Below are 20220 nucleotides of genomic sequence, written 5' to 3'. Positions count from 1 at the left end.
TCCCCATGTAGTTTTTCCTTTTTTTCGTGTACTGCGTTTAGCACGTGGCAGACTGCCATAAAATTCAAAACACCTCATCCTAGACCTAAGGATGGGGTGTTTTTGGATTAATTCTTATATCATTAGAAGCATAACCTTCGATCTGTGGTGCTGACGCGCATGCAGGGATGGATGAAATTGCATTCGTCTATATTACAGGGAGTGAGTTTGCACTAAACTACGTTTTTCTTTCTCAATATATCATCCCTACAGCTGAACATCTGCATATTGATCCCGATATTTCTCGTTATAAACCCGACCTACCGACTCTGCCAATCCCCCTCGTGCCTTGCTCGGATAGCGTTCAATCGTGTGATAAAGTCTCATGAAGCGATCCTTGGGCATAAAGCGGGCGTAGCGGGTAATAAGACTAGGGAATAACTCAATATATTTGCTCTTGCGCACGGCAGCAGCAGCTACGGCTGTAAGTATCTGAATTCCATTGTGGAGCTGTAAAATGTTCACTTCATAGGTCGCGATATAACGAATCGCATCTTCACGGATCAAATCCGGCTTAAGCCGAGCAATCTCACCAATATATTCAGCCAGCAGCCGCTCGAAGCTGCGTAAGAGCAAGGGCTTGAGCTGCAGATCCATATCACTGCGTAGGACAAAGGATTGTAACAGCGCAACCTGCTGCAGTCGAATCCGGTCATTGTAGACGAGTGAGCCGATCTCGCGGAGCATCTCATAGGCAAGTGCTTCATCCTGTTTTCGAGCTTCGGCGACCAGAGCCCAATTGCGGTTAATACCCTGGCGGATGAGTTCCTCATCCTGTTGTAACGTGCGCTTCAACTCGCGCTGCTGCTCTACCTCGAATGAACGTTTCTGCATGAAGATCAGTAAGGCCAGAAGCAGCAGGGAAACGCTGGCTGCCGCCATGGTCTGATCTATGGTCTCACCGAAATAGGTAGCAGCTACACCGAACAATATCGTAATGAACAAGTCGCGTGCAATCCGGCGTTTTACACGGGAAGTTGCCTTCGCTTGAACGGAATTCAAGGTACCCCGGCCACAGGCCGTGCACTCCTCTTCCCACAGGCAGGTGTACTGTCCACAACGTGAGCAGACTTGCAACTTTTCATAGGCATAGGTCGTTCGATGAAATGGTCTTATGGATACAACTAGTTTAGTACTCATGCTCAATCACGCTCACCATTCAGAATAGTGTAGAGGGTACGATCCATGTCTTCGCGGGAGATTGGTTTCCGCCGATGAAGCTGGAGTGCAGTTACCTTTATAATGACAAAAAGAAACAATATGGCGAGGCATCCGTATGTAACCATAATCCGTTCCCTTCTATGGCTTGGTGAACAAGCGCTGTTATATTGCAGTTTGCTGGCAATAACTATATCATATTTCCATAGTTGGTACTTTTGTGCCAGTTCAAGGCATGAAATCGTCGATTTTTGTCAGTCATTACAAAACTGTAACTCAAGATAGGGGTGCTTTTCAGAATTTGTTAGTAGACTGTTAAGATTTCCTTAAGGCTTGACGCCTATAATAAACTATTCCCATTTTAATCTCAAACGTGAAGGAGTACACCCAATGCTGCGGACACGCAAAATACGCTGGCTCAGCGGAACGATGGTTCTGCTGGCAATTCTAACGCTACTGTTACCTCAAGCGTTGCTGCCACAAGCTGCAGCGGCTCAGGCACAGACGAGCGGAATCGATGCGGTACTTGTAGCCGATGTAAGTAATTCGATGAATACAAGTGACCGTGACAAGATCAGTAATGAAGCCATGAAAATGTTTATTGATATGCTGCCCGTCCAGGGGGACAAGGTAGGGATTGTCGCTTATACCGATCAGGTGGAGCGGGAAAAGGCTATGCTGGAGATTCAGTCCGATGCGGACAAGAGCAGCCTGAAAGATTTTATTGATCAGCTCGGCCGGGGGCCATATACCGATGTCTCAGTTGGTGTCGCCGAAGCCGTCAACATACTGAATCATGGTGCAGACCCATCCCACTCGCCGATGATCGTGCTGCTGGCGGATGGCAACAATGACTTTAACAAAACCAAAGGCCGTACACAGGCACAATCCGACGCTGATCTGGCGAAATCCGTGAAGGAAGCACAGGATCAGGGTATCCCGGTATATACGATTGGACTTAACGCCGATGGCAAGCTGAACAAGGATGCACTCGCAGACCTGGCCAAGCAGACCGGAGGCAAGTCATTCATTACCGATACGCCGGATGATCTGCCACAGATTCTGAGTGAGATTTTCGCCGATCATGCCAAACTGAATGTCGTGAAGCTACCCTCTGTAACGGGAAACGGCAGTTATCAGGAAGTTACCGTGAACGTGCCAAACGACAGTGTATTGGAAGCAAACATTTCGATCATGTCTTCGAAGCCGGTGGAAGTGCAATTGACGGACCCTTCCGGACAAGCCGTGGATCTGAACTCGGATGCAGCCAAGCTCTCGACGTCGAAGAGTTATTCACTCGTGAAGCTGTTGAAACCCCAAGAAGGAGACTGGAAACTTCGGGTAAAAGGGGCTCCGAAAGACAGCATCGATATCAACCTGTTGTTCAACTATGATCTTCAGCTCGTTGTGGACCCAATTAAGACCAAGTCCTATACCAAAGGGGATAAGGTTGATCTTGCAGCCAAACTGGAGAATGGAGGTCAGCCGCTTCAGGATAATGACCTGTATAAGGATATGAAGGCGACGCTGGTTGTGAAAGATGTGGATACAGGTAAAAGCGAGGAACAACCGCTGGAAAACACAGGTTCTGGTTTTGCCGGAACGTTTGAAGTACCAGACAATCATAACTATGAATTAGTATTCCGTGCGGAAGAAGACAGCTTCTACCGTGAAAGTGAGCCAATCACGATCAACGCGAGTGGAGCAGCCGGAAGTGGATCTCAACCAACAACGTCAGTCGGTGAACAGGACAAGCCGTTTCCTTGGTTGCCTGTCATCCTGGGTGTTATAGCTCTGATTGTGGTTGGTGTTGGTGCCTGGTTCCTGATGGGCTGGCTGAAACGAAAAAATCGGGGATTTGTAGGTCAGATGGTCGTGGAGATTCGTGATGAGAACACGGGAGACAAGTCCTATCCACAATATAAAAAGTTGGTATCCTTCCGGGGCAGATTCCATCTGCATCAGTTGTTGCAACTGGACCCTGAGCTGAAGGAAACCGAAAAATATGTATTTACGCCCAGCAATGGGGATCGAATTATAATCCGTAACACCGCAGGCGGTACGCTGGAGAAATCCGGTCGTGCAGTCGATGCAAGCTCAGGCGTTGAACTGAAGAACGGTGACCGACTGAGCATCCCGCTGCAACAGGCGGACAAGACCATTTTAATTGAGTATCTGGTGTAAGATGATTGTTTGGTTTAAAAGGAATGAAAATTTGAGTTGGATATAATTGTTTACACGAGAACGGAGAGGACAGAAAAAAGCTGGAGAAGCGAAGCGTTCGCCTAAAAGCTTTCTGAAAGAAAGCTACATCGGAAGCATACGCTATACCCAGATGTTCACCTTTGGAAAATAGAATCAAAAAATCTGGGTATAACAGCGATCGGAAGGTTGTTCTGTCAACGGAGTGGCAAGTGTAAATATTCTTTAGTTTGAATTATATAGATTGAAGCATACGTGCGTTAATCTAAGGAGGACATGGAATGAAACCGATTGTTAGAGAACATATTCAGCAACTGGATGTATCACTTGGCGGAGGTATTGTCAGTGAGAAGATCAGAGTTGATACGATTGATAACCCCATTTTGATTATCGGTCTGGGAGGAACGGGAATTGACGCGCTGCTGCGCCTCAAATATCAGATCAACCGTCGTTTCAAGCTGCCACAGGACCCGGTATCCAAGAAAAAAATGGACAAGCCGGACAATGTGGAGTTTCTGGCTTTTGAGACAAACGAACAGGATCGTGCCAAAAAGTATAAAGGGATCGGACTTGATCCGATCAATGAATTCGTTTTGCTGTCCAATGCCGAGATTGGCGGACTTCTACAAAACCGCAGCGTGCTGGAGCCTTATATTACGGACTGGCTGTCTCCCGAACTGAGCATTACGGACGGCATGAACGGCGCCGCAGGTGTGCGTCAGGCTGGACGTCTGCTCCTGTTCACCAAGATTAATCAGGTCGTACAGGCTATCGACAAAAAGATCAAAACCTTATCCGTAGGCACCAACAAAAAACTGATGGTGTTCCTGCTGACAGGTCTGTCCGGCGGTACAGGCAGCGGCTGTTTCCTCGATATTTCCTATATCGTGCGCGGTATTATCGAACGGGATCACGGCTCTGCCGGGATTGACCGCGTCAATACACTTGGATACCTGTTCACGCCAGACGTGAACCTGTCCAACAAAAGCTTAAGCGAACACACTCGCGAATACATTCGCAAGAATGGATATGCTGCGCTCAAAGAGCTGGATTATTGGATGAACGTGGATAGCCGCGGTGAGCGATTTACACAGAAGTACGGCAATATTTTAACAGTTAACTCACCACTGCCGCCATTTAACCTGTGTCATCTGATCTCTGCGACGAACACCGAAGGCAAACTGCTGGAGAACGCCTACGATTACTGCATGAACGTCACGGCCGAGAACATTACCAACTTCATGGCAAGTGAGGAGAAGCAGTCTGGTGAGGAGTTTGCGATCCATGACTATATCAGCAACATTCGCACAAACATTGCACAGATGAACAAGGTGTACCCGGCTAACTATGATTACAACATCATCGGTGCATCTTCGGCTGTCCTGCCGATTGAAGAGATGACCACTTATCTGGCGTATCGGATGTTCGATAAAATGAACACCATGTTCTCCAAAGCACCAAACCAGGAGGATACCGAGAAGTTTGCCCGCAAGCTGGGTATTGATCTCGAAAGTGTGGTCAAGTCCTTTGAAGCACGCGTGCCAGAGCCGCTACCTGGTTATCAGAACAGCGAGCGTTTATCCTATGGCAACGTGGTGAAATCACAGGTCGTGAATATGGATACCGAGCTGGAGCAGAACTTCCTGGCTCGTGCTCGTGAAGAATATATCAAGGCGAAGAAACAACTGCCTGGTGAGATTGCGGGTCAGTTCACCGAACAGATCCGGCGTATGTTTTTGCATCCCGAACAAGGTCCGTTTTATGTCTCTCGTCTGATTTATACGGAAAAAGGTTTCTGTGTACTGAAGATGATTCAGTCGTACATCGAAACGCTGCGTGAGAATGCCTTCCGCATTCCTCGTGATATTGAAGCAGCTCAGGAGCAGTCCGAAGAGAAACTGGGCGATGCGAAGAGTGCTTTTGTCTCCAAAGAGAAGAAAAAGAATGCTTATATTGAAGCAAAAATTCATGAGTACTGGCTACACGCCGACGTGGAACGCAACGATCAGATGATCGAGTTCTATGAAGATCTGTATGAGTTGCTGAACCATGAGAACAGCCGCATTTATAACGTATTTACCGAAACGCTGAATGCCCTTAGCTCGATATTCGCCAAGAACGGTGATCTGCTGACACGTGGCGAAGAACAAGCCGATCACAAAGGCAACAAAACATATTACTGGAACGTTGTAAGTGTACCCGATATCGTCAGTGTGGTGGACGGGCTGTTGGATAAGCGTGATACAGATGATCTGATCCGTGACTTCTCTCGTGAATTGCTGGAAAACTCCAGCCAATGGGTGAAAGAAAACGAGATTGATATCGTCAGCTCCATCTCCGACTTCCTGAGTGAGAAATTCGGTGATCTGATTACCCGTTCCATGGAAGATTTCCTGGTAATCAAATATGGTCAGGATGAGTCGGTTGAGAAATTCGTGGAACGTTTCATTGCTGGCAAGCTGGATGATGAGGCCGTTCCGGTGTTTAATCTGAGCAACAGTACGGGCAGTCTGCATTTCCCTTCATGGGGATTTGTATCGGTGCCGGCACAGGCGCCAGGCATTCTGAAAGGGATTCGCAATTATCAGAACAATGCCGTAGGCAAGTCTCATTTTACCGTGAAGGAAAGTGAAGTGCGTAACCGGATCTTCTGGCTGAATACCCGCAACGGGGTACCGCTCTTTGTGTATACTCCGCTCAAGGTATATGAGGAAAGCTATGAACGTACCATTTTGGACAAAGAAGGCATTGGTCGACACTTGGTACAAACGGAGAAAAACAACTGGACCTATCTGCCGTCTCCGATTCCGGAGAAATCATGGGGAGATGTGTACGAGAACGCCCGCGTGAAGCAGTATAACGCCCGTGTGCGTAACGAATTTGAGCAGGCGCTTGGATACAACATTGTGACAGCCAAATCGATTGATGAGAATACAAGCAATCGGTATGCGATTGTGACAACAGAAGCGTTTGATTTGTCTGCCAAACTGGGAGCCTACGACATGCGTCTCACGTCCACCACGCCGAACCTCGGCGAAGTGAAGCGGGCGGTGATCGAGCTAAAACGACTGCAATCCGAAGGGTTGCCACGTGTGGGAGTTAAGGATATTTTCGGCAGTATTAATGAAGATATGGCCAAAGAAAACCTGGTACGCTCTCCGCAGCTGATCGCGCGCGTACGTGAGGAACTGGCAAAGATGAATGCCATCTCGGCAAAAGTCGCCGAACTCGAAGGCATTCTTGCCCAGTACCAGGACGAAGAGCAATGGTATGACCGCTTCATCGAAGCGTTATATACCGATACCATCGTCAAAAAAGGTGCCCTCTACGTCTATGACCGTGACCCGGAAGAAGACGCATGGGAGCCGTTCGCAAACCTGATGAAGAGCCGTAACTTTGCCGAGTATGAAGTGTTTGGCAACTTCCGCGGTCTGGCGGAGAAGGATCGCAGTACATTGCTGCGCAAAGCCTCCCGCCGCGATAACGATCTCACGGCTTCAGAAGATATCACCCCACTGCTGACAAAGCTGGATGATCTGGCTGCGCTGTTCATGGAATCACGTGATCGTCTGGAATATGAGCGGGTAGAACTGGCTAACGGAGAAGACATCTATCAGTTCTACAGAACGATGTCGTCCAAGCTGAACGACATTCGCAGAAGGCTGAAGTAAGATGGCGGCCGGGATGGAGTTCAATTCGAACAATACCCTGAAGCGTGATCTGGAGAAGTATGCAGCGCAGTATGCAATAGAGCAGGAGCGTCAAGGCAGCCTGGGTGATGGACGCAGCAGTATCCATTACCCGGCGCTGTTCCTGTTTGTGGGTGATCTGGTTGCACCTGCAGTGTCTGCTGTGCAGGAGATCAATCGGCTGAAATGGGATAACGGAGACGGTGTGGTCTACGTTCAGATTGGTACAGAAGATCAGAAAGAGCATCCAGGTGAAAAGAGGAATATTGGCTCGTCCGATGATGGGCAGGTGACTTGTCACCGCTTGCCTCTGTCCGCTGGGCAGACGGAGCGACCGTCCAAAACACGGCGCAAGGATGTACACCGCAGTTTCCACGAATCGGATCAGGCGCTCTACGATCTGAATCGTACGCTTCGTCGGGTCAGTAACCGAATTGCCGAATATGGACGGTTATACTCGTCATTTGATCGGATTTACGTTACGGTGGTAACCAGAGCGGATGATCCGTTGAATGTATTGTTGCCAGAGCTCACCAAGCTGACGGAGACCATTTTGTCCCAAGCCTTCAAGTCGGTGCAGACGGATCTGCATGTATTGGTCAGCGAGATGGAACAGGTGAATTCCTTCGGGTATGCCAGCGCAGCAGGCCTCGCTTTTCTGCGGGAACTGGATTATATGCAGTCCTTGGACTACAGGTTCAGCGGTAAACTGTTGGTGACGGAGGATGGGATCTCCATTCCGGTTACACATCCCGCGTCACCGTTGTTTGATCTGGTATATCTGTTGTCCGACAAAAATGAGCGTGGAACCGGCGTTCCCGGTGGCTGGATCGAAAATGCCGAGATCATCTGCCGTATCTGCCTGCTGAAGAACAGGAAGCAGGATGTGGATCACTCGGGTAGCGTTTCAAGCACGGGAGCGAACACGTACAACAATACATCTTTTAAAAACAATATTCGTACCACCTCTGATCAGCATGGTTATGCCAGCGCGGGTTTTGCCGAGATCAGGCGGCCAAACAAGCCGATTGCCCTGACGGTGTTATATCACCTGTATCGATATCTGCTCGCACGCATGCGGCAAGAGCCGGATTGGAGCATTAAGGACAAGCTCGCTTTCTTTGGACTGGACGCGGCTTCGGTGGAACGCAAAGTCGAAGGCTTGCTGCCCAATGAAGATCTGGTTAGTGGCATGAGTGGCATCATGACGCATAACGTCAGTTTCTCTGATCTGAAGCCGCTCTCCCTACGTGAAGCGGAGAGAGCGTTGTTTGGACAAGGAGCTGAAGCGTACTTCCGCGATAACGTTGTCCGTCTTGTCGAAGAGCGTGTGCGCGAGCGCAGCTCTAACGGTTCCCTGCGCCGTCAGGCTGAACATTCCCGCGCGGAGCATCCAGAGGTTGGTTACTTCCAGTGGGCGGCCTGGAGTGACAGTGAGCCTGGTAGTGTACGTGAAGCGCTGCTCGGACTGATTCGGGATAAATCGATGCAGCTTGAATCGGCACGTGCTCTGCTGGAGCAACGTCAGCAAGAGCGAGTGGAAGATCAGTCGTTCAAACGAGCGTTGTTCCGTGATAAACAGAATGTACGCAATCTGATTGACTGCATGCTGGAGCGAGTGTATGTACCAAAGGTAGAATTACTGCGACTGGAAAATGAATTACATCTGCTGCGCATCTACGATACGGAGATGGAAGAACTTCATCGTTTTAGTCGCCACGTCACAGCAACACTTGAAGCGCTGGAACGCACACTGCGAGAGACAGCTGCCCAAAGTATCGCCGCTGCGGATGAATACATCGGCCAGAACGTGATGGAGTACTACGGCAAAGTGACGGAAGAGCTAATCATCGACCTGGAAGCCAAGCGCGGACGGGATGTATGGTTTGAGGACCGTTACATGGGAGACATGAACCGGCTTGCCACGGAAGGGGATGACCATCTGCTGAAACGGCTGATGGAGGTATGTCACTCGTTGCTGCTTACGGCAGAGCCGTTGCAATTGCCATTTGAAGAAGAGCTGTTGCAGCGTGCTAACGTTACGATTGCCTACGGAGATAAAGATGTATTAACCCGCGATGATCTGTTCCGCAGGTTGTACCACACGCTGGAGGATCAGGCGGTTGTTCGGGTCCGGGTATTCGATTATACGCAGGAACATCGATATGAAGAGAAGTATTTCTTTGGTGACCATCATAGTGCTTTCATGGACTACGCGGCACATGCCGAAGAGACGTCACGTATCTACAAGTTGGGTGTGGTGTACGAAGAACGCAGTAGTGGCGTGGAGAAGCTGAATCTGATGGGCGGTTTCCATCTGGAGGATCTCATGGTGTATCGGAACGGCAAGGTATATTATGACTCGTACACGGAGAATGGCTATGAACTTCACCCTGCTGGTCTGGTGGAAAAGTTGTCACCCATTCGTTAAGACGCCGGCGGTGTCCTGACACCCCGCACCAATCTTGTATTAACTCAGCCTGTTTACGGCTGGTATGGAAAGGATGCATGTAGACATGCAGCGAAAAATCAATCTTCTCCTGGTCCTGTTCAGCCTGATTGGCGGGGCAGTGGGCTTTGCGGTAGGAGAAATCATGCTGCGTCAATGGCTTGGAGAGATGCCACGTCTGTTGCTGATGGGATTATACTTTGGCGTACTGGCGCTGAGCGTTGGATTGTTCTGTTTGATCGCAGAGATGATCTCACCCAAGCTGAATGGCGCTTCATGGAAGCTCCGGTATCTGGGACTGTCGTGGAAATTGCTTGTTCCGGCAACACTGGCTCTGTTATTTGTTGTTGGACTCGCCCTGCAATTGTTGTATCAGATCAATCCGGGCGGTGTGAAGCAAGTGAAGGACATCGTACTGATGATCGATAACTCGGGCAGCATGAGCGAGACAGATCCGGATAACGGACGCTTTGAAGCAGCCAAGACACTGATCAGCCAAATGGAGAGTGACAAACAGGTAGCTGTCATTACGTTTGATGACCAACCGCAGTTGTTACAGCCGTTTATTGCGCTGGATAGTGAAGCGGCCAAGAATGAGGTTTATAGCAAAATCGATGGCATTGTCACAACTTCGGGCGGCACCAATTTTGATGCCGTGCTGCGGGAAGGCATGGAACAGATTCAGGGCAAACAGGACACGAAACGCGGTACAGTGGTCATCTTGTTATCTGATGGCTTCAGTGAAGCGGATACGGCAGATATTTTGTCCCAATATACCAGTGAACAGATTTCTATTAATACAGTTGGCCTAAGCCTGGTGGACCCATCAGGTACGGATTTGCTACGTAATATTGCCCAGCAAACGGGTGGCATGTACTATGATGTACCGGATTCCGGTGGTCTGAATCTGGCATTCCAGCAGATCTACGATACGATTGATGAACGGACGCTGGTAACGGAGCGTACAGGCATGATGGAGCATAGCGTTTATCTGGCGATTTTCCGTGTAGCAGCAGTGTTACTGATTGGGGTGGCGCTGGGTGTGTCACTCGGACTCGTGTTTGATAACCGTCATCTCGCGCTCAGCTTTGGTATAGGCGGTGCGGTGTCGGGTCTACTGGCAGGGCTTCTGCTGGAGTGGGGACTCGACGGTTCGAACGTGGGGGATACATTCGTACGTCTTGGTGCGATGCTCATTTTGTCTGGCGTATTGACCCTCTTCTCCTGGATTGTTCCGATTAAGGAGAACACGCCGCGGAAGAGCAGGGGTCGTCGTGAAGCTGGTGGCGGAACTTCTTCAGCTGAAGGATTCGGTCAGAGACCAAGAGATACACGCAGCAAAGGATTCTAACGTCGGGAGGTCAATGGAAATGCGGTTTATGGATGCAGACCCTTCGACACCCTTGATTCGAAAACTGACACTTGCGGTGGACGAAGGGCGTTGTACACTTCGCTGGCTCTGGCCGGAACGGGTAGAAGCTGTGTATGTGGAACGGCTGGAGCTGGATATGATGAGCGATGATCGTACCGGGGAAGAGCCTGCACAGGGCAAGCTGAAGCTGTACACGAGAGAGGAATATAAGGCGAGCAATGGTTACACGGATCGGATTACAGGTTTTGGTGCCATCAAGTACACCGTGTATGTGTGTCAGATGGAGGAAGAGGGACCTGTACTGATCCGTCAACGAGACGAGGACAACATGGTGATTGCAAGCGCAGGGAAGGCGGATATCCGCTTTTCCATTCGCTACAAGAGCGGTTTTTTTCAGAAACGAAAAAGTGTATTGATCACCGTCACAGCGGAAGTACCTGTTCCAAAGGAAGCCCTCTGTTATGTTCGCAAACAGGGCGGGGTTCCGCTGAATAAGGAAGATGGTACGGTGTACCCTTTTGTGAGTGATTTTGCTCCCGGAAGAAATGAGATGCCGCCCGTTGAAGTTGCCAAGGATGATTATGTGCGATTATTCTTCACGGACGGACCGAAATATGGAGCCGCCTATCGGCTTATATCAGACTAGATAGTTGGACTAGCGATTGGGAGGTTACTCTGTCATCGTAGTGCAAGTGTAAATCACCTTAGTCTGACTGATCAGGGGAGGGGAGTGGCTATGAGCTTTTTTAGTCGGTTTTTGAAGAGACAACAGCCGGAGGAACGTCCGCTGTTTTACGATATTGTATGCCCTTATTGTTTCAGCAAGTTTTCACCGGAAGAGGTGGTGTTCCGCGCCGCCCATCACCGCGATGATGATGAGGACTACGCACTCGGGGAAGATGCGAAGTTGAATCGGTATCGTGAAAGGTTCGGACTCGACACGGTATTTGATATGGAGGCCGTATTGGCACCTCATGATGTACCGGAGGAACATCGTATTTATTCCGATAACATCGTGATGGGTCTGAACGATCGATACGGTGTCGTTACACGCCGCCGGTTGTGTCCGCAATGTCATAACGAGCTACCTGTTACGGCTGGTAAAGCACCGAGCAACATCATTTCCATTATTGGTGCGTCCCAGGTGGGGAAATCCGTCTACATGACTTCATTAATTCATACATTGCAGCATTATACAGCGGATCATTTTGACGCGGCTTGCATGCCATTGAATGCGGAGATTAGCCGCCGGTTCCGTGCGGATTATGAAGAACCGTTGTTCGAACGGGGCGATCTGCTGGATTCCACACAGAAGGAAAAGTTGCAGGAGCCGTTTATCTTCCAGTTTGTGTTCAAGGACGAAGATAAAGCGCCGCTGACTCTAGTTTTCTTTGACGTTGCAGGTGAAGGTATGGTGGAGCAGGACTATCTCGGACTTCATGGGCAGCACATCAAGAACTCGGCAGGTATCCTGTTTATGGTGGACCCGCTTCAAATTCGTTCGATTCGGGACAAAATCCGCATTAACCTGGGCAACGAGCCAGGAGAGTGGACACCACGATACGATGAGCCACGTGACGTGGTACTGACGATGTTTGGAGATTTTATCGCGTATCAGGATAAAGCCAAGACCAATATTCCAACGGCCGTTGTGCTCACCAAAAGCGACATGCTGCATTCCCTCAAGGATGAAGAGGGCGATTATATCAAATCCAACAGTAATGTCTTCCGCAACATGGTGCACCGCGATTGGTTCGACTTAACCGAGTTCGAGAATATCGATGGAGAGATCCGGCGTTTTATCGAGAAGGTGGATCGTCCGTTCAAGGGCACGATGGATGTGTACTTCAAGGATACAGCCTATTTCGCAGTCTCTGCGCTGGGCAGCAATCCGGTGGATATGAAATTGCAGGGTGTGGTTAGCCCCATCCGCGTGGATGAACCCTTCCTGTGGCTGCTGTACAAGCTGAAGTACATTGAGGGGAGAGTGGGATGATGCGTTCTTCCGTAACCCCGCCCATTGAACAACAGTTGTATACCCGAGAGCGGCGCGGGGTGTTTCGCACAACGGAGGGGTTTGATACGGTTGCGGCATCGCCGGGACTAGACCCTTCTTTTATCAAAAAAGTGCTTCACCCCTACTGTGTCTATGACGCTCCAGCGGAGCTAACAGGCCGTAGCGAGAAGGACGAGACGAAGTTTCCGGCTGCCATTCACCTGCTTCATCTGGAGAGTGGGGAGACAATCCTTGGGCAAAATGTGTACCAGTCTGCGGATTTCACCGGGCTGCGCAGTGCCTTTTTTGCACATAATTACGTCTTGTCTCCCGAACGCTCGGAAGAGCAGATGAAACAAGGCGGCTGGCTGGATGCCGTGTTCGCCACGTCCTATGACATCGAACAAGGTACAGTTCTGCCAGCACTTGCTGAATTGCCTATATCACCTAGGAGCGGACAGGGTGGGGTGACCGATGCTGGCGTAGGATCACCCACCCAAGTGCTGAGCACCTTGAAGATGAACGAAGTGCTGTTCAAGCGCCTGCTCTATGCGGTAATGCAGTCTGTAGCGACACGCAGAAAAGTATACATTGCTCTGGACCTTCCCGCAGAGGAAGTGACCGCAGGGGCCAAAGGATTGTTACGTTTGCTGTACACGGCTTTACCATACGCATTCCGGCGGCAGCTGGGATTCATGACGTTTGCCAAGGAGCCACAGGCCAAGAAGGGCATCCACGTCCAGTTTGTTGAGCGAGGAACGTTACGTCCGAAAGACCGGAATACGGAGAAGGATTTCACCTTTGATCTCGTATCAGGCAGAGTGACACATGCGGATGCATCTGTGGCGAAGTTACCTTATGCAGAGTTCGCTTGGGCCTTATTGCAGGAACCTGCGGCGGCGGATGCGTTCTATACGTTTGCGGATGAAATGTTGTCCGGCATGGAACCTGGGCGGGAACTTTCCATTGAAGCCTATGGCGAACTTGCGGTGTTCTACGGTCTTGAACAAGGCATGGAAGACCTGTATCTGGATAACAAAAGTCATGTCCTGAGTGGCTTGCTGACCTATTTGAAGCCGGATGGTGGATTACAGCAACGTTCCCGTCTGAACGAGCTGTTCCTGACCTTGCTCAGCAGGGAACTGGACAGCGTGAAGCGTGAGAACGTACCCGAAGAAGACGTCGCAGCTCGCATTGGCGAATATTTCAGTGTTGCCGCGCCCGTGGTGCAATCCCGGATAGTGGACTATTTTATCTACGGTGTGAATAATGCCCGCGCCCAGAAGCGTATGCGTGCTGTGCAGGAATTGTATGCTGTGCTGGATCGGGATCCGCAGCTGAATCGGGCTTTCTTTGATAAAGTGCTGGCCAATGAATCGCTCACTAAGCTGTTGTTCGAGCCTTATCTGGACAATCAGCTGAAACGCACGGAATCGGCAGCGAACGTTGTGGAAGTGATCCGAAGATGGGTTACGTCCCATCCATCTGCGATCCACTACAGCTTCTTGCAGGAGCGGACAGCCAATGAGCTGCGTGAACGGTTATGTTCTGCGCCTAATCCGGTACAGTCTGCGAATGAAGCCCTCCAGCGTGTTAACATACTGGATCGGGTATCCGCTGATGTCACCTATGATACAGGCATTACGGCACGAATTGGTCAATCTGAAGCTACATCCCGTCCTAATCACAAAGGGGGATCTCCGTCTGCCAGTCAAGATCCGGCATATCAGGAGGAGTTAACCCGCCTTGCAGACAAGCTTGCTTATGTCATTAACCTGTTTATGATTCAGGATCTGGATCTGGAACGGGTTAACCGTGAACAGCTATTAAGCATTGATATTTTGCAGCATGGCAATGAGGTTCGGGATTGGGCGGCACGTCAGGGTTCTGATGTATCTGCTCGAACGAACATGATGCTGGCTGCGAGAGTGTGGCTTAGTGGCGAGGGGAATGAAGAAGAGGCATTGGAGGCACTTTCCCTGGCAGAACGCAATGAACTTCAACGCTGGACGCGTCGCTGGCTTGGAGGAGAGCTGCAGGCTCATCCGGGGATTGCGGCATATGAAGCTTTGCCGATGGCTTTTTATCGGGGAGGAAGCGGCAGTAACCGACTGGATTATCCTGGCCTGATTGAATTCATCCGCACCAATGCAAGTCGTGCTGAAGGGCTGTATCCATTCTTCGAATGGTCAGGAGATCATCGGATGTTTGTCCGGGGTTCCAATGCGCATAAAGGATATGCGGATGCCATCGTGGCGTATTTCAAAGCCCATGACCGTGAAGCTTTCAAGTCGAAGTCAGCTTTCAAACCGTATTACGTGAGAGCCAGCAAGACAATGAAGCCGGTCTATGACCGTGCGAAGACGGAATTGTCCTCTCCACTGGTGCGGATGCTAACGGGTAAAAGGAAAAATCTGTTTGGATTAATCCTCTTGATCCTGGTTCTTGGTATTGCTGGCGGTACATATGCATGGATGAAAGATTCTGTAGAGCCGCCAGCGGCATCCCCTCCATCTACCCAGGAGCCTGTCATACCGGCTGAACCTGAGGTACAGCTCGCGGAGCAGATTGCTTATATGATTCCTGCGAGTGACCAGGAGGGTACGCAATCACAGGCTCAACTGGTGATCCGTTTCAGGAATGATACGGGAAGCACTGAGTTTGAGCAAGGCAAACTTCAATTGACGCTGAAGGATGATAGCACTCAGGAGTTGGATGCTACAGGTAAGTGGGAGAGCTTTAATCGGAATGAGGAGCCAGATAACCAAGTTCCTTCCGATGGTGGTTCAGGAAGTACTTCCGAAGGAAGCACGGATGGTTCTTCAGCGGGAAACATAGAGCAGACGGAGGATGGCGATCAGCAGGCCGATCCTTCAACATCGGGTGATTCCACTTCAGATCCTGCTACTGATACAACAACGGATACAGGGACGAATGCACCGTCTAATGCTGGGAGTGGAGACACGGATCAAGGTACGGATGCCGATCAAGCTACTGGTTCCACATCGCCTGACACATCTGTATCCAATGAACAGGATGCGAACACTCCTGCACAGATGTCTATTGGAGAGGTAGATCGTCTCTATCCGTATGGATTGCAGATCGATCTTCCAGCTAATATGGATGCCGACAGCATTGTCAGTGTGAAGAGTACGCAGGGCAGTATGACGGTGATCCAATTGATGCCTCAGCCGAAGCTGTAAGTTATTTTATATGAGCATGTTGCATAGATTCATTAAGTGTCTTTTGATCCAATAATGAAAAAAGCTGACTTCATACCTTATTAAACGAGCGTATGTGAGATGACCTTGAACTTTAGATTTCAAGGTCATCTTTTTTTTATTTGATATGGCGGATATAGCAAACACATTAAAAAAACTCGCACATTCACAATTCAGACACAAAATTTGCGATTCAAGAGTTTGAAAGACAGTCAGAAGTGATAAAGTGCGCGGAATGAATGAGAAAAGATCTCATGTGTACTTGGGAAAAGAGCAGGATTTCTGCTACAGAAAGACCAAATAAAGCACGAAAAGAGAAGAAAATTTGGTTTTTTATGTTGACAAATGATAATGATTATCAGTATCTTTAGTGTAGAAGATATTTGCGTCGGAAATCACAGAATTACAATTTCGTTTTTGTTGTCATAGCCGGATTACATAACCGGGATAAATGAGAGAGGGATGATCGCATGTTTCGTCTGGAGACGACCAAGCTGGATATCGCTTATGAGGAAAGACTAATTGTAGAGGATCTGAATATTCAGATTCCCCAAGGAAAAATTACAGCACTTGTTGGAGCCAATGGTTCAGGGAAGTCAACCATCCTGAAAACGATGGCACGTATTATGGCTCCAAAAGCAGGTAATGTATTGCTCGACGGGAAGTCCATCCATAAACAGTCCACGCGTGAAGTTGCCAAGCAACTTGCGATTTTGCCACAGAATCCAACAGCCCCTGAAGGTCTTACCGTTACTGAATTGGTATCGTATGGTCGCTTTCCTTATCAAAAAGGATTTGGCTCCATGCGTGCGGAAGACAAACGTATGATTGAATGGGCTATCGAAGTGACAGCCATGACTGAATTCCATGATCGTCCGATTGATCAACTGTCCGGTGGACAGCGTCAACGTGCCTGGATTGCCATGGCACTTGCACAAGAAACAGATATCCTTTTCCTGGACGAGCCGACTACATTCCTGGATATGGCTCACCAGCTCGAAGTATTGCAATTACTGGAGCAACTGAATGCGACAGCCAACCGTACCATTGTTATGGTTGTGCATGACTTGAATCATGCTTCCCGCTACGCACATCACATGATTGGTATCAAAAAAGGTAAAGCCATCGCTCATGGTTCACCTGTGGAAGTTATGAACTCAGATGTACTTCGTGAAGTATTCAACATTGAAGCAGATATCGTGATTGATCCGCGTTCCGGTGTACCGCTCTGCTTGCCTTACGCTCTTGCAGGCGAACGCCAGCAATCGAAGACGCCAGAGCAGCTGGTCATGAACAGTGCGATGGTTCATGCTGGAGGACGGGCAGAACCACGTGTTCAAGCGACAGGAAGTTAACGAAATGGACCATATGTGGTCCTTACATTATAGAATGAAGCCGCTGTGCGCTATCGCACGCGGCTCTTTTGCATTCATGGGGGATTTGCAATGCATGGGAGCAAAGGGGACGGGTAGACCCTGGATTTGGTAATCGCATCGGATCAGGTCTATAATAATAAGACAGGCTGTGAGTTCATTGGTTATGCCAACATGCTCGCAACAGCCCAAACCAACATATGTCATGGGAGGAATCAGTCATGTCCGTATATTCATATCAGGCGGTAACCACCGCGAACCAAGAAGTCTCACTGGATCTGTATCAAGGTAAGGTATTGGTCATTGCCAATACAGCCAGCAAGTGTGGGCTGACCCCGCAATACGGTGAATTGCAAAAGCTTTATGATCGTTATCGTGATCAAGGCTTGGTTGTACTGGGTTTCCCTTGTAACCAGTTTGGAGGGCAGGAGCCAGGTACAAGTGAGGAAGCGGAATCATTTTGCCAGATTAACTATGGTGTGAATTTCCCGGTGTTTGCCAAGGTAGATGTGAATGGTGAGGGCACTCATCCCCTGTTCCAATACCTGAAGGAGCAACAACCAGGCATAGGCGAAACAAGCGACATCCAATGGAACTTCACCAAGTTCCTTGTTAACCGTGAAGGTGAAGTGGTAGGTCGTGTTGAACCGAAAGAATCTCCGGAGACAATGATTGCAGATATCGAGAAATTGCTCGGTTAATACAAGAACGTTTGAGAAGCCTGTCCTTGCATAAGCAAGGATGGGCTTCTTTGATTATTTTATATACGCAGATTTATTCTCTTCACAGGTAGGAGTTGGATCCATGAAATCAACTCTGTAATGAAAATTGAAGCCATTTATTCTTTGTATAAGTCAAACATGAAGGCAGGAGACGCCTCTACTTTATACGTCCACACTGCGTTCATACAGGGATCACGGAAGCCATTACATAGCATAAACCCGCCCAAATCCGGGGACAATGAAATCAATACAATGAAGGGAAGAAAGGCTTAAATACAGGGAAATGACCTCCTTCGACAAATTTTTTTTGCTCAACCTATTGCAATGTGAAAAATATCACATTATAATGAATGTATAAAGTGAAATAAATCACATACACAGTTTCGAACAAGAAGTGAAATGTTTCACAACCATAACAACCTTATATTCAAACTCATTTATATATTTCGAGGAGGAACTTTTAATGAAAATCGCAGTTATCGGATGTACACACGCAGGAACCGCAGCCATCGTAAATACCGCCAAATTGTACCCGGATGCTACCATCACGGTGTATGAGCGCAATGACAATATCTCCTTCCTATCTTGTGGCATTGCGCTCTACGTAGGTGGGGTTGTGAAAGACCCTGACGGTTTGTTCTATTCTTCGCCTAATCAACTGGCAGAGCTTGGTGTTGAAACCAAGATGCTTCATGAAGTAACAGCAGTAGATGCCAAGGGCCATACCCTTCAGGCTAAAAACCTGCAAACCGGGGAAGAATTTGAAGATACGTTTGACAAACTGATCGTGACAACGGGGTCATGGCCTGTCGTTCCGAAGCTTGAAGGCATCGAGATGGACAACATTTTACTTTGCAAAAACTACAATCATTCCAACACGATTATTGAAAAAGCCAAAGATGCCAAACGTGTTACCGTTGTAGGTGCAGGATATATCGGCGTAGAACTGGTTGAGGCTTTCCAGATGAACGGCAAGGAAGTTACCCTGATCGACAGTGTGGACCGTATTTTGAACAAATACTTGGACCCTGAATTCACGGATGCGATTGAAGATACGTTGACTGGACGCGGCATCAAGCTGGCTCTTGGTCAAACGGTACAGAAGTTTACTGGTGAAGATGGCAAAGTAACTAAGGTGATCACGTCCAAAGGAGAGTTCGAAACCGATCTGGTTATTCTGTGCATTGGTTTCCGTCCAAATACAGAGCTGCTCAAAGGCCAAGTGGATATGCTGCCAAACGGCGCAATCATCGTGGATAAATATATGCAAACGAGTCAAAAAGACGTCTTCGCTGCGGGTGACAGCTGTGCTATTCATTACAACCCAACAGGCAAAGCAGCGTACATTCCACTGGCAACCAACGCCGTGCGGATGGGTACACTTGTAGCCCGTAACCTAGTTCGTCCTACAACACCGTATATGGGTACACAAGGCACATCGGGTATCAAAATTTATGAGCAAAATATCGCGGGTACAGGGATGACGGAAATGTCTGCGGCTGACGAAGGCCTGATTGTTGAATCTGTCGTACTGGAAGACAGCTACCGTCCGGAGTTTATGCCAACGGCTGAGAAACTGTTGCTTAAAGTGGTATATGAGCAGGCTACTCGTCGGATCGTTGGAGCACAGGTGATGTCTCAGGTTGATCTGACCCAATCGATTAATACGATCTCGGTCTGCATCCAAAATAACATGACCGTAGATGAGCTGGCCTTCATCGACTTCTTCTTCCAGCCACATTACAACAAACCATGGAACTTCCTGAACACGGCTGGTCTGCAAGCACTGCCTCCAATAGAAGTAAAAGCACCAGCAATGGTGTAAGGAAGCAGAATAGATGGTTGAACAGAGGGCATGATAAACGCCATACAAAGATAAGTCATGCTTGTCCGTAAATAAGAGGAGTACAATAACTGCCAAGATTACGAAACAAGGCGGACGATTATAAAGGAAAGAGAAGACTGGCGAGTATATCGTCAGTCTTCTTTTTTTTTTGTT

Annotated in this window: 12 protein-coding genes; 10 read left to right on the top strand and 2 right to left on the bottom strand. The window is 48.8% G+C overall.

Annotated elements, in window-relative coordinates; genetic code table 11:
* Positions 1–246: 246 nt before the first annotated feature.
* Together C170_RS18540 and C170_RS30840 are read right to left on the bottom strand one after the other, a co-directional pair.
* Positions 247–1179, bottom strand: coding sequence for a hypothetical protein (locus C170_RS18540; protein ID WP_036612767.1), 933 nt, complete (start codon positions 1177–1179; stop codon positions 247–249).
* A gap of 2 nt (positions 1180–1181) precedes the next feature.
* Complete coding sequence (locus C170_RS30840) at positions 1182–1325, bottom strand: hypothetical protein (protein ID WP_155985097.1); 144 nt, start codon at positions 1323–1325, stop codon at positions 1182–1184.
* 262 nt (positions 1326–1587) lie between these two features.
* Between C170_RS30840 and C170_RS18535 the strand changes: the two genes are divergently transcribed.
* The 10 genes from C170_RS18535 (at position 1588) to C170_RS18490 (ending at position 20046) form a co-directional block, all read left to right on the top strand.
* Positions 1588–3381, top strand: a complete 1794-nt coding sequence (locus C170_RS18535) for a vWA domain-containing protein (protein ID WP_036612764.1) — start codon at positions 1588–1590, stop codon at positions 3379–3381.
* Positions 3382–3680: 299 nt separating this feature from the next.
* Positions 3681–7070, top strand: coding sequence for a tubulin-like doman-containing protein (locus C170_RS18530; RefSeq protein ID WP_036612761.1), 3390 nt, complete (start codon positions 3681–3683; stop codon positions 7068–7070).
* Position 7071: 1 nt separating this feature from the next.
* The gene (locus C170_RS18525) at positions 7072–9519 is read left to right on the top strand and encodes a transcription initiation factor TFIID (RefSeq protein ID WP_081745980.1); all 2448 of its coding nucleotides are present in this window, start codon (positions 7072–7074) and stop codon (positions 9517–9519) included.
* A gap of 85 nt (positions 9520–9604) precedes the next feature.
* Entirely contained in the window at positions 9605–10888 is a 1284-nt protein-coding gene (locus C170_RS18520) for a vWA domain-containing protein (RefSeq protein WP_036612758.1), read from the top strand.
* Between the two features lie 19 nt (positions 10889–10907).
* Positions 10908–11555: a hypothetical protein gene (locus C170_RS18515; protein WP_036612754.1), complete on the top strand. Its 648-nt coding sequence runs from the start codon at positions 10908–10910 to the stop codon at positions 11553–11555.
* 90 nt (positions 11556–11645) lie between these two features.
* Positions 11646–12905 (top strand): TRAFAC clade GTPase domain-containing protein, encoded by a 1260-nt coding sequence (locus C170_RS18510; RefSeq protein ID WP_024632789.1) that lies wholly within the window; start codon positions 11646–11648, stop codon positions 12903–12905.
* Complete coding sequence (locus C170_RS18505; protein WP_051447278.1) at positions 12902–16108, top strand: GAP1-N2 domain-containing protein; 3207 nt, start codon at positions 12902–12904, stop codon at positions 16106–16108. Before C170_RS18510 ends, C170_RS18505 begins: the two co-directional genes overlap by 4 nt.
* Before the next feature lie 488 nt (positions 16109–16596).
* Entirely contained in the window at positions 16597–17481 is an 885-nt protein-coding gene (locus tag C170_RS18500) for an ABC transporter ATP-binding protein (protein ID WP_036612750.1), read from the top strand.
* Between the two features lie 239 nt (positions 17482–17720).
* On the top strand, positions 17721–18200 hold the full coding sequence (locus tag C170_RS18495) for a glutathione peroxidase (protein ID WP_036612747.1): 480 nt from the start codon (positions 17721–17723) through the stop codon (positions 18198–18200).
* Between the two features lie 484 nt (positions 18201–18684).
* The gene (locus C170_RS18490; RefSeq protein ID WP_036612744.1) at positions 18685–20046 is read left to right on the top strand and encodes an FAD-dependent oxidoreductase; all 1362 of its coding nucleotides are present in this window, start codon (positions 18685–18687) and stop codon (positions 20044–20046) included.
* Positions 20047–20220: the final 174 nt, after the last annotated feature.

It is taken from the genome of Paenibacillus sp. FSL H7-689, assembly GCF_000517905.1.
In the GTDB taxonomy this organism is placed as follows: domain Bacteria; phylum Bacillota; class Bacilli; order Paenibacillales; family Paenibacillaceae; genus Paenibacillus; species Paenibacillus amylolyticus.
The sequence above is the reverse complement of the archived record's forward strand: the minus strand, read 5'-3'. Positions and strand labels throughout refer to the sequence as shown.

Excerpts from the sequence above, each read along its gene's own strand:
- C170_RS18490 (WP_036612744.1), top strand. The coding sequence starts at position 18,685 with ATGAAAATCGCAGTTATCGGATGTACACACGCAGGAACCGCAGCCATC.
- C170_RS18500 (WP_036612750.1), top strand. The coding sequence starts at position 16,597 with ATGTTTCGTCTGGAGACGACCAAGCTGGATATCGCTTATGAGGAAAGA.
- C170_RS18505 (WP_051447278.1), top strand. The coding sequence starts at position 12,902 with ATGATGCGTTCTTCCGTAACCCCGCCCATTGAACAACAGTTGTATACC.
- C170_RS18515 (WP_036612754.1), top strand. The coding sequence starts at position 10,908 with ATGCGGTTTATGGATGCAGACCCTTCGACACCCTTGATTCGAAAACTG.
- C170_RS18540 (WP_036612767.1), bottom strand. The coding sequence starts at position 1,179 with ATGAGTACTAAACTAGTTGTATCCATAAGACCATTTCATCGAACGACC.
- C170_RS18520 (WP_036612758.1), top strand. The coding sequence starts at position 9,605 with ATGCAGCGAAAAATCAATCTTCTCCTGGTCCTGTTCAGCCTGATTGGC.
- C170_RS30840 (WP_155985097.1), bottom strand. The coding sequence starts at position 1,325 with ATGGTTACATACGGATGCCTCGCCATATTGTTTCTTTTTGTCATTATA.
- C170_RS18535 (WP_036612764.1), top strand. The coding sequence starts at position 1,588 with ATGCTGCGGACACGCAAAATACGCTGGCTCAGCGGAACGATGGTTCTG.
- C170_RS18495 (WP_036612747.1), top strand. The coding sequence starts at position 17,721 with ATGTCCGTATATTCATATCAGGCGGTAACCACCGCGAACCAAGAAGTC.
- C170_RS18530 (WP_036612761.1), top strand. The coding sequence starts at position 3,681 with ATGAAACCGATTGTTAGAGAACATATTCAGCAACTGGATGTATCACTT.
- C170_RS18525 (WP_081745980.1), top strand. The coding sequence starts at position 7,072 with ATGGCGGCCGGGATGGAGTTCAATTCGAACAATACCCTGAAGCGTGAT.
- C170_RS18510 (WP_024632789.1), top strand. The coding sequence starts at position 11,646 with ATGAGCTTTTTTAGTCGGTTTTTGAAGAGACAACAGCCGGAGGAACGT.